At 43.6% G+C, this 13,974-nt stretch carries 14 protein-coding genes; 10 read left to right on the top strand and 4 right to left on the bottom strand.

Annotation, left to right across the window (positions count from 1 at the left end):
* Positions 1-134 precede the first annotated feature (134 nt).
* Entirely contained in the window at positions 135-1,103 is a 969-nt protein-coding gene (gene dusA / locus ACEYJ7_RS10525; protein ID WP_373779052.1) for a tRNA dihydrouridine(20/20a) synthase DusA, read from the top strand.
* 33 nt (positions 1,104-1,136) lie between these two features.
* Here the strand turns inward: dusA and ACEYJ7_RS10530 are convergent, their stop codons facing one another.
* From ACEYJ7_RS10530 to ACEYJ7_RS10545, 4 genes are all read right to left on the bottom strand, one after another.
* On the bottom strand, positions 1,137-2,150 hold the full coding sequence (locus tag ACEYJ7_RS10530) for an ABC transporter ATP-binding protein (RefSeq protein WP_373779053.1): 1,014 nt from the start codon (positions 2,148-2,150) through the stop codon (positions 1,137-1,139).
* 1 nt (position 2,151) lies between these two features.
* Complete coding sequence (locus ACEYJ7_RS10535) at positions 2,152-3,804, bottom strand: ABC transporter permease (protein ID WP_373779054.1); 1,653 nt, start codon at positions 3,802-3,804, stop codon at positions 2,152-2,154.
* Between the two features lie 82 nt (positions 3,805-3,886).
* On the bottom strand, positions 3,887-4,906 hold the full coding sequence (locus tag ACEYJ7_RS10540) for a Fe(3+) ABC transporter substrate-binding protein (RefSeq protein ID WP_373779055.1): 1,020 nt from the start codon (positions 4,904-4,906) through the stop codon (positions 3,887-3,889).
* A 117-nt stretch (positions 4,907-5,023) separates the two neighbouring features.
* Complete coding sequence (locus ACEYJ7_RS10545) at positions 5,024-5,299, bottom strand: acylphosphatase (protein ID WP_373779056.1); 276 nt, start codon at positions 5,297-5,299, stop codon at positions 5,024-5,026.
* Positions 5,300-5,433: 134 nt separating this feature from the next.
* Between ACEYJ7_RS10545 and rsxA the strand changes: the two genes are divergently transcribed.
* The 9 genes from rsxA (at position 5,434) to ACEYJ7_RS10590 (ending at position 13,948) form a co-directional block, all read left to right on the top strand.
* On the top strand, positions 5,434-6,015 hold the full coding sequence (gene rsxA, locus ACEYJ7_RS10550) for an electron transport complex subunit RsxA (RefSeq protein WP_373779057.1): 582 nt from the start codon (positions 5,434-5,436) through the stop codon (positions 6,013-6,015).
* A complete protein-coding gene (rsxB, locus tag ACEYJ7_RS10555; protein ID WP_373779058.1) occupies positions 6,015-6,617 on the top strand; it encodes an electron transport complex subunit RsxB in 603 nt (200 codons plus the stop codon). Before rsxA ends, rsxB begins: the two co-directional genes overlap by 1 nt.
* Positions 6,617-8,953 carry an electron transport complex subunit RsxC gene (gene rsxC, locus ACEYJ7_RS10560; protein ID WP_373779059.1) on the top strand — a complete coding sequence of 779 codons (2,337 nt, stop codon included), beginning with the start codon at positions 6,617-6,619 and terminating at the stop codon, positions 8,951-8,953. Before rsxB ends, rsxC begins: the two co-directional genes overlap by 1 nt.
* Positions 8,953-9,588, top strand: coding sequence for a trimeric intracellular cation channel family protein (locus ACEYJ7_RS10565; RefSeq protein ID WP_373779060.1), 636 nt, complete (start codon positions 8,953-8,955; stop codon positions 9,586-9,588). Before rsxC ends, ACEYJ7_RS10565 begins: the two co-directional genes overlap by 1 nt.
* Positions 9,589-9,694: 106 nt before the next feature.
* Positions 9,695-10,750: an electron transport complex subunit RsxD gene (gene rsxD / locus ACEYJ7_RS10570; protein WP_373779061.1), complete on the top strand. Its 1,056-nt coding sequence runs from the start codon at positions 9,695-9,697 to the stop codon at positions 10,748-10,750.
* The gene (rsxG, locus tag ACEYJ7_RS10575) at positions 10,750-11,382 is read left to right on the top strand and encodes an electron transport complex subunit RsxG (RefSeq protein ID WP_373779062.1); all 633 of its coding nucleotides are present in this window, start codon (positions 10,750-10,752) and stop codon (positions 11,380-11,382) included. Before rsxD ends, rsxG begins: the two co-directional genes overlap by 1 nt.
* A 42-nt stretch (positions 11,383-11,424) precedes the next feature.
* Positions 11,425-12,120, top strand: a complete 696-nt coding sequence (locus tag ACEYJ7_RS10580) for an electron transport complex subunit E (protein ID WP_373779063.1) — start codon at positions 11,425-11,427, stop codon at positions 12,118-12,120.
* An 8-nt stretch (positions 12,121-12,128) separates the two neighbouring features.
* Positions 12,129-13,076, top strand: a complete 948-nt coding sequence (gene lpxM, locus ACEYJ7_RS10585) for a lauroyl-Kdo(2)-lipid IV(A) myristoyltransferase (protein WP_373779064.1) — start codon at positions 12,129-12,131, stop codon at positions 13,074-13,076.
* 119 nt (positions 13,077-13,195) lie between these two features.
* Positions 13,196-13,948 (top strand): class I SAM-dependent methyltransferase, encoded by a 753-nt coding sequence (locus ACEYJ7_RS10590; RefSeq protein WP_373779076.1) that lies wholly within the window; start codon positions 13,196-13,198, stop codon positions 13,946-13,948.
* Positions 13,949-13,974: the final 26 nt, after the last annotated feature.

Here is a 13,974-nt window from a genome sequence, read left to right on the forward strand (position 1 = left end):
TGACAAGCGGTCGGATTCGATGAGATTTTTGCAAATTTTTTGCCGAATCTGACCGCTTGTATGTTGCTTAAGTTACACTTTTTTTCATAAACGTTTAGAATAGTCGCCGTTTTATCAGTTCTTGGATATTTTAAATGCAATCATATTACCGTGGGCGCTTTTCCGTCGCTCCAATGCTCGACTGGACAACTCGTCACTGTCGCTATTTTCACCGTCAATTTACCCAACATAGCTTGCTGTATAGCGAGATGATCACCGCCCTTGCGATTTTGCACGCAAAATATGATCTGTTGGCTTACGATCCGACGGAAAACCCTGTTGCTTTGCAGTTAGGCGGAAGCGATCCTGAGCAGTTGGCGAAATGTGCCAAACAGGTTGAAGAACGTGGCTATGCGGAGATTAATTTGAATGTCGGCTGTCCGTCTGACCGTGTGCAAAATGGGATGTTCGGGGCTTGTTTAATGGGGAAAGCGGAATTGGTGGCTCGTTGTGTGGAAGCGATGAAAAACGAAGTGAACATTCCTGTGACGGTAAAACATCGTATCGGCATTGATGAGCTTGATAGCTACGAATTTCTCTGTAATTTTATTGAGCAAATTCAGCCTTATTGCGATGATTTTATTGTTCACGCCCGCAAAGCGTGGCTGTCTGGGCTAAGCCCAAAAGAAAATAGGGAAATCCCACCGCTTGATTATGAGCGAGTATATCAGCTTAAGCGAGATTTTCCGCATCTGAACATCAGCATCAACGGCGGTATTAAGACCATTGACGAAGTCAAATATCATCTGCAATTTGTTGATGGCGTAATGGTTGGGCGTGAAGCCTATCAAAATCCGTCCCTACTCGGTTATATTGATCGTGAGCTATTTGACCCTACGGCAGAGATGGTTACGCCGAAACAAGCGGTCGAAAAAATGTTGCCTTATATTGAGCAACAGCTTTCGCAAGGCGTTTACTTAAATCACATCGTTCGCCATATGCTCGGGGCGTTTCAGAATTGTAAAGGGGCAAGGCAGTGGCGTCGTCATTTAAGTGAAAATGCGTGCAAACAAGGGGCGGGAATTGAGGTGGTGAAACAAGCGTTAAGTTTTGTTGAATCGTGAATGTGAGAGGCGGGCATATTGCCCGCCTTTATCTTATCGGTTAAATAACACCAATTCTCTTATCTGGAAACTCACCGAAACTTTAGCCTGTAACGGCAAATCTGCCATTTGGTAAGCGGTCACTTTGCTGCCGTTTATTGCAATTTGGTAGCGGTAGAATTGCCCTAAGAAAAGCTTTTCAATGACTATGCCTTGCCCGTTTTCATCTGCCTTTAAGGTGATCTGTTCAGGGCGGAGTAACCAGTGATAATCGCCGAGCGGATATGCTATTTCAGGGAATTGATAAGTCCCAATCGGGCTTTCTAAAAAGTGATTTTCTAATACTTTACACGACAGATAGTTTGTTCCACCTAGAAAATCCGCGACAAAGGCATTGACCGGCGAATGATAAAGTTCCGTCGGCGTGCCGAATTGTACGATCTTGCCCTGATCCATTACCGCAATTTTATCGGCAAAGGCAAAGGCTTCTTCTTTGCTGTGAGTGACGAAAATCGCAGGGACTTTTTGGGTTTTTAAAATCTGTTTAATTTCTTGGATCATCGCATAGCGTGTTTGGCTGTCAATGTTGGAGAACGGTTCGTCTAACAATAATAATTCGGGTTTATTCGCTAAAGCGCGGGCGATAGCAATACGTTGCTGCTGTCCGCCGGAAAGTTCGTGGGGAAAACGTTGTTCAAATCCTTGCAACTTTACAATCGTGAGCATTTTTTCTGTCACAGCTTGTTGTTCTGACTTCGCTAATTTATTCAAACCATACTGAATATTTTCAGCAACGGTCAAATGCGGGAAGAGCGCATAATCTTGGAAAATCAATCCTATTTTACGCTGTTCGACAGGCTTATCGCTGAGATTTTTACCTGCTAAACGAATTCTCCCTTGAGAAATCGGCTGTAAACCAGCAATTGCCTTAAGCAATGTGGTTTTACCGCAGCCACTTGCCCCAAGTAAGCAGACAATCTCGTTTTCAGCAACGTCCAAATTAAGTGACTTTAATACAATATTTTGCCCAAATTGTGTGCTAAGATTTTGAATATCAAGTAGTTTCATATTAACGTTCTTTTTCGGATTGAGATATGAGCGAGCGAGTAAGCCAAATAACCGGAATTAAGCCGACCAATACTAACACAATTGCAGGCAGTGCCGCCCGTTCAAGCTGCTCATCGGAAGTAAAAGTAAATACATGGGTCGCTAGGGTATCAAAGTTAAACGGACGTAAAAGTAATGATGCATTGAGCTCTTTCATACTTTCAATAAACACCATTAATCCCGCAGTGATCATTCCCTTGTAAATCAGTGGAATATGGATACGTTTAAACATACGGATACCATTTGTTCCCATTGTTTGGCTTGCCATCTCTAATGAAGGTGATACGCGTCCTAACGAGGTTTCTAAACTACCGATTGCCATAGCTAAAAAACGGATCGTATAAGCAAGAACTAATGCAAAAAGCGAACCGGAAAAGATCAAACCGACCGGTGACAGATCCAACGATTTCAACATCGCATGTAATTTATGATCGGCAAAGGTGAGCGGTGAAAGTAAGCCGATAGCCAGAACTGTTCCCGGGATCGCGTAGCCGAGTGAAGAGAGTTGCAGCGACAAGCGGGTTGATTTTTGCCAAAATTGACTATTTTGTGAGAGTCGCGCAGAGAAATGTAGCAATAATGCTAAGCTAACAGTAACGATAGCGGCGATGATTGATACTTTCAGACTGTTAAATGCAAATTGTATGAAATCAAGATTCCAAGACTGCTCAAAATAGTGGAAAGACCAATAAATCAAGCGTCCGACAGGGATCAAAAATGCTAAAGAGAGTAGCCCCCAGCACCAAATTTGTGCTGCCCATAATTTCCAACCGGTAAGTTTTTTAAATGCGATTTTTTTCTCATAGCCTCGCTGATAGCTTTTTTGTTTGCGGCGGCTATGTTGTTCTAAGCTTAAAAATAAAAAGATCATCAACAACATAAAAATCGAAATTTGACTTGCTGTTCCTAAATCATGGAAACCGAGCCAAGAATCATAAATTGCGGTAGTTAAAGTTGGTACGGCAAAATAAGACACGGTACCAAAATCACCTAAGGTTTCCATTGCAACTAATGCCATCCCCACCGCAATGGCAGGGCGAATTAGAGGGACAGTAATGCGGCGAAAGATGTGCGAAGGTGATGAACCAAGCATTTTTGCACTGTGTAACAAGTTTTCCGATTGTTCTAGCAATGCTACGCGGGTAAGCAAAAATAGATAAGGGTAGAGAACCAAAGCGAGTACAAAGCAGGCGCCGTATAATGTTCGGATCTGTGGAAACCAATAATCACCGGGTGTTTGCCAACCGAAAATAGAACGTAACAGCTCTTGAAAAGCACCGGAATAGTCGAGCAAATCCGTATAAAGATAAGCAATCAAATAAGCCGGCATCGCTAATGGTAAACAGAGTAACCATTGCAACGTGCGTTGTCCGAAAAATTGATAATTTGCAACAATCCAAGCAGACGGAAGTGCGAAAACGAGAGAAAGAGCAACGGTTCCCAATACCAACAAACCGGAATTAATAAGATAGATGCCAAGCATGCTATTCCACAAATGGATGAGATTATCTCTATCACCACCAAAAGCATGATAGCTAATTGCTAACAGCGGTAATAAGATAAGCACAGTTGTGAGCAGTGCTGATAATTTCCAAGAAAGGTATTGGTTTTTCATAGAGTTATGCTAAAACACAAATAAAACAAGGCACGAGCAAATGCTCGCGCCGTTTTTATGGGTTAAAATCAGTTATCGATTGCTATTTCACATCATCAAATTTGACTTCATCAACCAGTTTCAATGCTTTTTCATAGTTTTTTGCAATATCTTCAAGTTTGATGGTATCTGCTGTGTATGCGCCCCAGCCTTTAACTAAATCAGAAAGTTGTGCGCTTTCTTTTACAGGATATTCGTGATTCAGCTCTGCGTAAAGTTTTTGAGCTTGGTCACCGCTTAAATATTCAATCAATTTTACTGCATTTGCTTTGTTTGGAGAATGTTTTGCAACGGCAACCGCACTGATATTCACGTGAGTGCCGAATTGTCCGCTTGGGAAGTTGATGATTGCAGATTCCGCCCACGGTTTCTGTTTTTCATCTTCTAACATTTTACCGTAGTAGTAACTATTACCGATTGCGTAATCGCAAATTCCTTCTTTGATGGCTTTGACTTGATCACGATCTCCGCCTTGCGGTTTTTGTGCCAAATTGGCTTTTAAGCCTTCTAAAAATGCTTTTGTTTTTGCTTCGCCGTAATGCTCAATCATCGCGGCAAATAGTGATACGTTATATGAATTTTTACCTGAACGAACACATACTTTGCCTTTATATTCCGGTTTAGCTAAATCTAAGTAGTCAAAACCTGCCGGTAATTTACCCACACGATCTTTTGACGTATAAATCACTCGTGCACGTTTAGTTAAACCGAACCATTCACCGTTAGAGTCACGGAATTGCGCAGGAATATTCTTTTCTAGCTCTTTTGAGTCGACTTTTTGCGCCAAACCGGCATTTACGATCTCCATCACTCTTGAAATATCCACAGTCAACAGTACATCGGCAGGGCTTAATTCCCCTTCTTGTTTTACCCGTTCAACCAAACCTTTATCGGCAAAAATCGTATTGACTTTGATTCCGGTGTCTTTTTCAAACTGTTTTAACATCGGTTCAATTAAATAAACTTGGCGGTAGGAGTAAACGTTCACTTCATTGGTTGCAAATGCAGAAACAGAAAGCATCGCAGAAAGCGCTAATGTAAGAGAAGTAAAAGATTTTTTCATGACATTTCCTCAAAATGAATGATGGGGAACTTGCCAGACTGCAGCAAGCAACTTAAAACGCGGGCAAGTTTAAGTTGCTCGTAAGTGAATGTCAATAAGAACAGTTTTTATTTAGGATTAGAAATGGTAAACATCGAAATCGGTAAAGGTTTTGTCTCCTTTATAATCCACCTCGATTACCCGTTCAACTCTTGCCGAGCGAGGTCCATGCTGTAGCCAAGCGCGTAATTGTTCGATTTGTTCTTCGCTGCCGGACGCAATGACTTCAACGCTGCCGTCGTTACAATTCCGTACCGAACCGACCACGCCGATTTTATTTGCCGTTTGCCAAGTGAAAAAACGAAAACCGACACCTTGCACCAAACCATAAACGAAAAATTGTTTTGAGATCATAACGCCTCCCGTATATTTGCAAATTTCCGGTAAAAACCGACCGCTTGTCATGCAATCTTAGCTAAATGTTGTTGTTCATTAAAGCGAAAAATCGGATAATACGCCCCATTTTGCAATAAATTTTAGTGGATACAATGGTTGAGTATATTTTGTTAATAATCAGCACAGCATTGATAAACAATTTTGTCCTAGTGAAATTTTTAGGACTTTGTCCGTTTATGGGGGTGTCGAAGAAAGTGGAAACTGCAATCGGTATGGGAATGGCAACCACCTTCGTACTTACTGTGGCGTCTCTTTCGGCGTATCTGGTAGAAACCTTTATTCTCGAACCGTTAGGTGCTCAATTTTTACGAACACTGGTGTTTATTTTGGTGATTGCGGTGATCGTTCAGTTGACGGAAATGATTGTTCACAAAACCAGCCCAACACTTTACCGCTTATTAGGTATCTATTTGCCGTTAATTACCACCAACTGTGCGGTACTCGGTGTGGCGTTACTTAATGTTAATTTATCAAATAATCTTGTGGAATCCGTGTTATACGGCTTTGGTGCCGCAGCGGGATTTTCTCTCGTACTTGTGCTTTTTTCCGCGTTGCGTGAACGTTTGGTTGCGGCAGATGTGCCGAGATCTTTCCAAGGCGCTTCAATCGCACTGATTACGGCGGGATTAATGTCCTTAGCCTTTATGGGCTTTACCGGTTTGGTAAAAATCTAATGTTAGATCAACCTATTCTTTATTATATTTTCGGTGCAATTACCTTTATCGCTCTGATTTTCGGAGCGATTTTAGGCTATTCCTCGATAAAATTAAAAGTCGAGGCGGATCCGATTGTTGAAAAAATTGATGCGATTTTGCCGCAAAGTCAGTGCGGACAGTGCGGCTATCCGGGGTGTAAACCTTATGCGGAAGCGGTTGCCAACGGAGACGAGATTACCAAATGTGTACCGGGCGGACACGCGACGGTTGTCAAAATTGCCGAATTACTCGGTGTAGATGTGCCGGAACCGGCAGGTGAAGAGCCGCAACCTATGGTAGCGTTGATTCACGAGGATATGTGTATCGGCTGTACCAAATGTATTCAGGCTTGTCCGGTGGATGCAATTATCGGCACGAATAAAGCGATGCACACGGTAATTGCCGATCTTTGTACCGGTTGTGAACTTTGTGTTGCTCCTTGCCCGACGGATTGTATTGAAATGATAAAAATAAAAACGACCGCACAAAACTGGAATTGGAAATTTGATCAAAGCTTACGGATTCCGATCGTTGATACCACCGAAAGCGATAAAAAACAGACTGTCGGAGGAAACCAATAATGCAGCACGAAGATGTATTAACGCGTATCCGACAAAACCAACTGTGGGAATTCCCCGGAGGTGTTCACCCGCCTGAAATGAAAATGCAATCGAATCAAAAACCGATTCGTGAATTGCATCTACCTAAACGATTTTATGTACCGTTGATACAACATAACGGAACTGCCGGGGATCTCTTGGTGAAAGAAGGCGAACAGGTTCTCAAAGGTCAGCCGCTAAGCCGTGGGGAACACTACAAACAGTTACCGGTTCACAGCCCGACTTCCGGTAAAGTCGTAGCAATTCAGCCTCATGTTTCTTCCCACCCGTCAGGCATTGCCGAACTTTGTGTCGTGATTGAAACGGACGGAAAAGACGAATGGATTGAACGTCATCCGATTGAAGATTTTTTAGCGCTCAGCAGTGATCAAATCATTCAAAAAGTCTATCAAGCCGGGATCGCCGGTTTAGGTGGCGCCGCTTTCTCAACTTCAAGCAAACTGAGTTTTGCGGATAAACGCTGCAAATTATTAATTATCAATGGTGCGGAGTGCGAACCTTACATTACTTGCGATGATCGCTTAATGCAAGACTACACCGATGAAATGCTCGAAGGAATCCGTATTTTACGTTACGTGCTTCGCCCGGAAGAAGTCGTGATTGCGATTGAAGATAACAAACCGAATGCAATTAAGGCGGTTGAAAATGCTCTGAAAGGAGCAAACGACATTCAATTAAGAGTGATCCCGACCAAGTATCCGTCCGGCGCCAGCGATCAGCTAGTGCAAATATTAACGGGATTAGAAATTCCACAAGGTAAACGCTCAATCGAAATGGGCATTGTTATGCATAATGTCGGTACAGCTCTTGCGGTAAAACGCGCCATTATTGACGATGAACCGTTAATTGAACGCGTTATTACCTTAACCGGTGATAAAATCCGTAATAAAGGCAATGTTTGGGCGCGCCTTGGCACACCGATTATCCATTTACTTGAACAAGTGGATTATCAGGCGGATAGCCGTTTTCCGGTCTTTTTTGGCGGACCGATGATGGGATTTATTTTACCGTCGCTACAGTCACCAATTACCAAAGCGGCAAACTGTATTATTGCTCCGGACCATTTTGAGTACGCCCCGCCGCAACCGGAACGTGGTTGTATTCGTTGTTCAAACTGTTCCGATGCATGTCCGGTCGGCCTATTACCACAACAGCTTTATTGGTTTGCCCGTTCGGAAGATCACGATAAATCTAAAGCATATCACCTAGATGCTTGTATTGAATGCGGTGTCTGCGCTTACGTTTGCCCAAGCTATATTCCCTTGATCCAATATTTCCGCCAAGAGAAAGCGAAAATTGCAGAGGTGGACGAAAAAGCTCGTAAAGCCGAAGAGGCCAAAATACGTTTTGAAGCCCGTGAAGCACGTTTGGAAAAAGAGAAAGAGGCTCGCAATGCCCGTATTCAACAAGCGGCAGAAAAACGCCGTGAAGAAGTTGCGTCTTCTGAGGGTGAAGATCCGGTTAAAGCGGCGTTAGCCCGCTTAAAAGCGAAAAAATCAGAGGATAAAACATCCCCGCAAGCGGTTCATACCAAGGCAAACGGCGAACCGGATAATAGTAAGCTAATGGCACAGCGCCGAGCCCGTCGTTTGGCTAAACAAGCAGATGCTCAGAATGTGAATGCGGAAATTCAGCCTGCCGAAACGGCAGAAACCGATCCGCGGAAAGCGGCGATCGCGGCGGCGTTAGCCAGAGCAAAGGCAAAAAAAGCAGCGAAGCAAACGGAAAGCCTTGGTGAAAGCGGCGATGTTCACAGCGGCGGAACGCTACAAGCGGTCGAAAACGACGCAAAATTTGCAAATCCGACGGGGACGACGCCTGCCGAAACGGCAGAAACCGATCCGCGGAAAGCGGCGGTCGCGGCGGCGTTAGCCAGAGCAAAGGCAAAAAAAGCAGCGAAGCAAACGGAAAGCCTTAGTGAAAGCGGCGATGTTCACAGCGACGGAACGCTACAAGCGGTCGAAAACGACGCAAAATTTGCAAATCCGACGGGGATAACGCCTGCCGAAACGGCAGAAACCGATCCGCGGAAAGCGGCGGTCGCGGCGGCGTTAGCCAGAGCAAAGGCAAAAAAAGCAGCGAAGCAAACGGAAAGCCTTAGTGAAAGCGGCAATGTTCACAGCGGCGGAACGCTACAAGCGGTCGAAAACGACGCAAAATTTGCAAATCCGACGGGGATAACGCCTGCCGAAACGGCAGAAACCGATCCGCGGAAAGCGGCGGTCGCGGCGGCGATTGCCAGAGCAAAGGCAAAAAAAGTAGCGAAACAACAATCGTTGGAACAAAAGGAGCTCTAATGTTTAGTGAACTTTTTCCTCCGTTGCCTTGGTCGTTTTTATTTATTCAAGATCTTATCGGTACCATTGTCTTTGCGATTTCCGGTGCGATTGCCGCACGGCAACATAAAATGGATATTTTCGGTATGTTTGTGTTGGCGTTTGTGACCGGCGTCGGCGGCGGTACTTTACGTGATGTGATGATCGGCAGCACGCCGGTATTTTGGATGAAACAGCCAATTTATGTGTTGATGATTAGCCTTGCCGTGGTGATTACCGCCGTATTGCGTAATCATATTGATTCAAAAAGTTGGAAAAACGGTTTACTGGTCTTTGATGCCATCGGTTTGGGCGTTTTTACCGTGATCGGCGTACAAAAAGGATTGGATTTTGGGTTGCATCCGTTAATTTGTGTCGCTCTTGGTGGCGTTACCGGCTGTTTTGGCGGTTTAATCCGTGATATTTTGCGCAATGAAGTGCCGATTATTCTACAAAAAGAGGTATATGTGACGGCAAGTTTGATTGGCGGCGTCATTTTTATTTTATGTCGTCATCTTGGCTTGGAAAGCAGTTGGATTGATGTTGCAACCGTGTTAACCGTCATTTCGATCCGTATGTTAACGATTCGTTTTAATGTTCATTTGCCAAAGGTGTAGGCGTTAGCGTTTTTAATTCGTTACGCTACAATCGATTAATGGAGCTTTATAACAAGCGGTCGAAAACGACGAAAATTTTGCAAAATTAGGAATAAAGGAACTTTTGATGTTTAAAATGGTGAGTTCTCCCCATACACACTCCAGTAATTTAACTGCAAATTTTATGTTGTGGGTGATTACGGCAATGTTACCGGCATTTGGCATACTGTGGTATTTTTTTGGTTATGGGGTCGTGATTCAGTCGATGATCGCAATCGGCTTAGCGATTGTGATTGAAATCGTGATGGCGAAATTGCGCAAGAAACCAATGATGTTTTATGTGGCGGATTTGTCCGGTATTTTAACCGCATTTATTCTCGCTTTAGCTATTCCGCCTTATGCACCGTACTGGATTATTCTTATTGGGGTGGTGGTGTCATTGCTACTGGCAAAACACGTCTACGGCGGTTTAGGTCAGAATATTTTCAATCCTGCAATGATAGGTTATGCCTTGCTGTTGGTTTCGTTTCCGTTACAAATGACATCATGGTTAGTGCCGATTGCGCTACTCAATGAGCCTCCGACGTTATCAGACAGCTTCTCGTTGATTTTTACCGGGGTAACGACGGATGGGTTTACCGTTCATCAACTCCTGCATAGTATTGACGGCATTTCTCAAGCAACGCCGTTAGACAGTGCGAAAACCAATATTGCTAAAGTCGGTTTAGCGGGCGTGATCAATTCGCCGATTTTCAGCGATGGGTTGGCAACGGGGTGGTGGCAAGTGAACCTTGCTTTTTTACTCGGCGGTATCCTATTGATTTATAAACGCATAATTCACTGGCAGATTCCCGCCTCGCTCTTAGCTGTATTTGTGATACTAAGCGGACTCACCGATCTTTTTTCGGCGCAAACGCATTTATCGGTATTCAGTCAATTATTGAGTGGTGCAATGATGTTTGGGGCATTCTTTATTGCCACGGATCCGGTTACCGCCTCCATTACTCCGCGCGGTAAATTAATTTTCGGCGGGTTAATCGGGCTACTTATTTATTTGATTCGCTATTACGGTAATTATCCGGACGGTGTGGCGTTCGCCGTTTTACTTGCCAATATTTGCGTGCCGTTGATCGATCATTACACGCAACCCCGTTTGTATGGCACAATGCGAGGCAGAAAATAATGAAGACTTCAATAATTACAACACGTTATGCTTTCATTCTTGGCGTTGTCGCTTTAATTTGTACCGTGATATCGGCCGGTATTTATTTGTTAACGAAATCCAGAATTGACTATGTTACCGCACAACAGCAGCGCGCTTTATTACTCGAAGTGGTTCCGCAAAACTACTTTGATAATGATTTATTGGCGACGTGCAAAGTGGTCGATTTAGCCGAAGCAAAGTTCTTAAATAAAATCTATATTGCAAAAAAATCCGAAAAAGTGACCGCTTACGCCATTCAGGCAACGGCACCGGACGGTTATTCAGGCAATATCGTACTGCTGTCAGGTATTCAACCGAATGGTACGGTCCTTGGTGTGAGAACCCTTGCTCATAAGGAAACGCCGGGGTTGGGAGATAAGATTGAAACTCGGATTTCAGATTGGATCTATGCGTTTAGCGGTCAGCAGTTTAGTGTTGAAAATGAAAGCCAATGGGCGGTGAAAAAAGATGGCGGGCAATTTGATCAGTTTACCGGAGCAACGATTACGCCGCGAGCTGTGGTGAATAATGTCCGACAAAGTGCAAAATGGGTGATTGAAGAACTCAATCAATCGCCTGAGTTGATTGAGCGTTTTAAAGACTGTCATTAATTTATTTTTTCCGTAACAGGAAGAGTGTAAAAAGAGAAGGTTATGCAGCAAAACCAAATTCCGATTCAGCAAATCGAAGAGCTTCCGAAAGTGGAAGAGGCGTCGATTTGGAAAAAATTATTCACCGACGGTGTCTGGGCGAATAACTCAACCCTTGTTCAATTACTGGGGCTTTGTCCGTTATTGGCGGTGTCGAACAATGTCACCAATGCGCTTGGTTTAGGCTTGGCAACATTGCTTGTGTTGGTTTGTACCAATAGCACCGTAGCATTATTCCGTAACTTGATTCCGCATGATATTCGTATTCCTATTTATGTCATGATTATCGCAACGGCAGTGACGGCAATTCAATTATTGATGAATGCTTTCGCTTACCCGGTCTATCAATCATTGGGTATTTTTATTCCGCTGATTGTTACCAACTGTATTGTCATTGGGCGTGCTGAAGCCTTTGCATCTAAAAACAGTGTGGCTCATTCCGCCTTTGACGGTTTTGCAATGGGATTAGGGATGACCTTAAGTTTGGTGGTATTGGGGGCATTACGTGAACTTATCGGTAACGGTACTTTATTCGACGGTTTGGAGCTCTTATTAGGCGATTGGGCAAAAGTATTTCGTATTGATGTATTACATTTGGACTCAGGTTTACTGTTGGCAATTTTGCCTCCGGGGGCTTTTATCGGGCTTGGAGTCATTTTAGCGCTGAAGAATTTAATTGATAATCGTAACAAAAAATAGAGGCAGGAATGGAACCCTACACTTATCGAGAAGGCTATCAACATCAATTTTTAAAAGAATTCTTATATCCAAAATATTGGGGGGTTTGGCTTGGTATTTTGGGGTTGGCGATTTTGGCTTATGTGCCGTTTCGCCTACGCGATAAATTTGCGGCTTGGCTCGGTAAAATTGTTGCGAAAAGACTCAAAGGCAAAAAGCAGTATCATCGGGCAGACACAAATCTACGTTACTGTTTTCCGAAATGGAGTGAACAAAAGCGGGCGGAAGTCATTGAGCAGATGTTTATTACCGTTTCGCAAACGATGTTAGGCGTAGGGGAAATTGCGTTGCGTTCTGTTGAACATATTCAAAAACGGAGTGAATATTCGGGTATAGAGATTATTCGTGAGGCACGGGCAAAGGGTAAAAATGTGATTTTGCTGGTGCCGCATACTTGGTCGATTGATGCGTCGGGCATTGTACTGCATACCTATGGAATGCCGATGACTTCTATGTATCACCCGCATAAAAATCCGTTGGTCGATTGGTTATGGAACGAAGTTCGTCAACGCTTCGGTGGGAAAATGCACGCGCGCCAAAATGGTATCAAACCCTTTTTAGCCGATGTCCGCAAAGGTGAGTTGGGCTATTTTTTGCCGGATGAAGATTACGGTGAAGAAGCCAGTGTGTATGCACCGTTTTTTGCTACCGAAAAAGCAACGTTACCCGGACTGAACAAAATGGCACGTGTTGCGAATGCCGTGGTTATTCCAATGTTTCCGATTTATAACGCAGAGAAAGGCATTTATCAGATCGAAATTCTGCCTCAAATCGAGTTTGACGGCACTCCCGAACAGTCTGCGCGAGCCATGAATGAAGTCATTGAATATTTTGTGGCGAAAAATCCCGAACAATACGTGTGGATTTTGCGTTTGCTCAAGACCCGCCGTGACGGAGAAGATATTTATAAGCGGTAGTCGAGGATTTTTTAGTCTTCACTTTTGGGTAACATATTGATTTTTTAGATGAAGTCGAATTCATTCTTTCTATCTTTATGCGTAAATGAGCTCTGTAAGCTCAGCGCAATTTTAATATGATGAAAACCAGTATCTACGACACTCCACTTTTTTTTACACGTTATTTAAAACTTCGTGAAAATCCCATTAGCGTAAATGAAATTATTGAAAAACCGACGATGTTTTCTCTTTTGCCGGATTTAACCGGCAAGCGAGTGCTTGATCTAGGCTGTGGTACGGGAGAACATTTGATACATTACCTCGATTTGGGCGCAGAGCAAGTCATCGGGTTAGATCTCTCTCAGGCAATGTTAAATCAGGCTAAGGAAAATTTTGCAAAAAAAGGCGTAAAACCGACCGCTTGTCGTTTCTATTGTTTACCGATGGAGCGTTTGTCTGAAATCGAAGAAGAGCAATTTGACGTAATCACGAGTTCTTTTGCACTTCATTACATAGAGTATGCTGCTCAGCTTTTCGCTCAAATTTTTGTAAAGTTAGCGCCGAACGGTAGATGGATCTTTTCTCAAGAGCATCCGATTGTGACGGCGCATCAAAATGGGGAACGTTGGGAAAAAGATCAATATAAACAACAAACGGCCTATCGGTTAAACCATTATCGTGAAGAAGGTTTGCGCGAACGAAATTGGTTTAAGCAGCCGTTTAGCACTTATCACCGCACGCTTTCGACTATTTTGAACCAGCTAATTGATGCGGGATTTCAGATTGAAAGAGTCGAAGAACCGATGTTGGCAGACAACCCGCAATGGCACAATGAATTTAAAGATCTGCGTCATCGTCCTCCATTACTGTTTATAAAATCAGTGAAAAAATAAGGCTTTTTCTATCCACACAGCCTGTG

The sequence above is a fragment of the Glaesserella sp. genome, from assembly GCF_041814905.1.
Classification (GTDB): Bacteria; Pseudomonadota; Gammaproteobacteria; order Enterobacterales; family Pasteurellaceae; genus Glaesserella.

Bases quoted from the DNA above. Each gene is read 5' to 3' on its own strand.
- dusA (WP_373779052.1), top strand. From the start codon at position 135: ATGCAATCATATTACCGTGGGCGCTTTTCCGTCGCTCCAATGCTCGAC.
- ACEYJ7_RS10530 (WP_373779053.1), bottom strand. From the start codon at position 2,150: ATGAAACTACTTGATATTCAAAATCTTAGCACACAATTTGGGCAAAAT.
- ACEYJ7_RS10535 (WP_373779054.1), bottom strand. From the start codon at position 3,804: ATGAAAAACCAATACCTTTCTTGGAAATTATCAGCACTGCTCACAACT.
- ACEYJ7_RS10540 (WP_373779055.1), bottom strand. From the start codon at position 4,906: ATGAAAAAATCTTTTACTTCTCTTACATTAGCGCTTTCTGCGATGCTT.
- ACEYJ7_RS10545 (WP_373779056.1), bottom strand. From the start codon at position 5,299: ATGATCTCAAAACAATTTTTCGTTTATGGTTTGGTGCAAGGTGTCGGT.
- rsxA (WP_373779057.1), top strand. From the start codon at position 5,434: ATGGTTGAGTATATTTTGTTAATAATCAGCACAGCATTGATAAACAAT.
- rsxB (WP_373779058.1), top strand. From the start codon at position 6,015: ATGTTAGATCAACCTATTCTTTATTATATTTTCGGTGCAATTACCTTT.
- rsxC (WP_373779059.1), top strand. From the start codon at position 6,617: ATGCAGCACGAAGATGTATTAACGCGTATCCGACAAAACCAACTGTGG.
- ACEYJ7_RS10565 (WP_373779060.1), top strand. From the start codon at position 8,953: ATGTTTAGTGAACTTTTTCCTCCGTTGCCTTGGTCGTTTTTATTTATT.
- rsxD (WP_373779061.1), top strand. From the start codon at position 9,695: ATGTTTAAAATGGTGAGTTCTCCCCATACACACTCCAGTAATTTAACT.
- rsxG (WP_373779062.1), top strand. From the start codon at position 10,750: ATGAAGACTTCAATAATTACAACACGTTATGCTTTCATTCTTGGCGTT.
- ACEYJ7_RS10580 (WP_373779063.1), top strand. From the start codon at position 11,425: ATGCAGCAAAACCAAATTCCGATTCAGCAAATCGAAGAGCTTCCGAAA.
- lpxM (WP_373779064.1), top strand. From the start codon at position 12,129: ATGGAACCCTACACTTATCGAGAAGGCTATCAACATCAATTTTTAAAA.
- ACEYJ7_RS10590 (WP_373779076.1), top strand. From the start codon at position 13,196: ATGAAAACCAGTATCTACGACACTCCACTTTTTTTTACACGTTATTTA.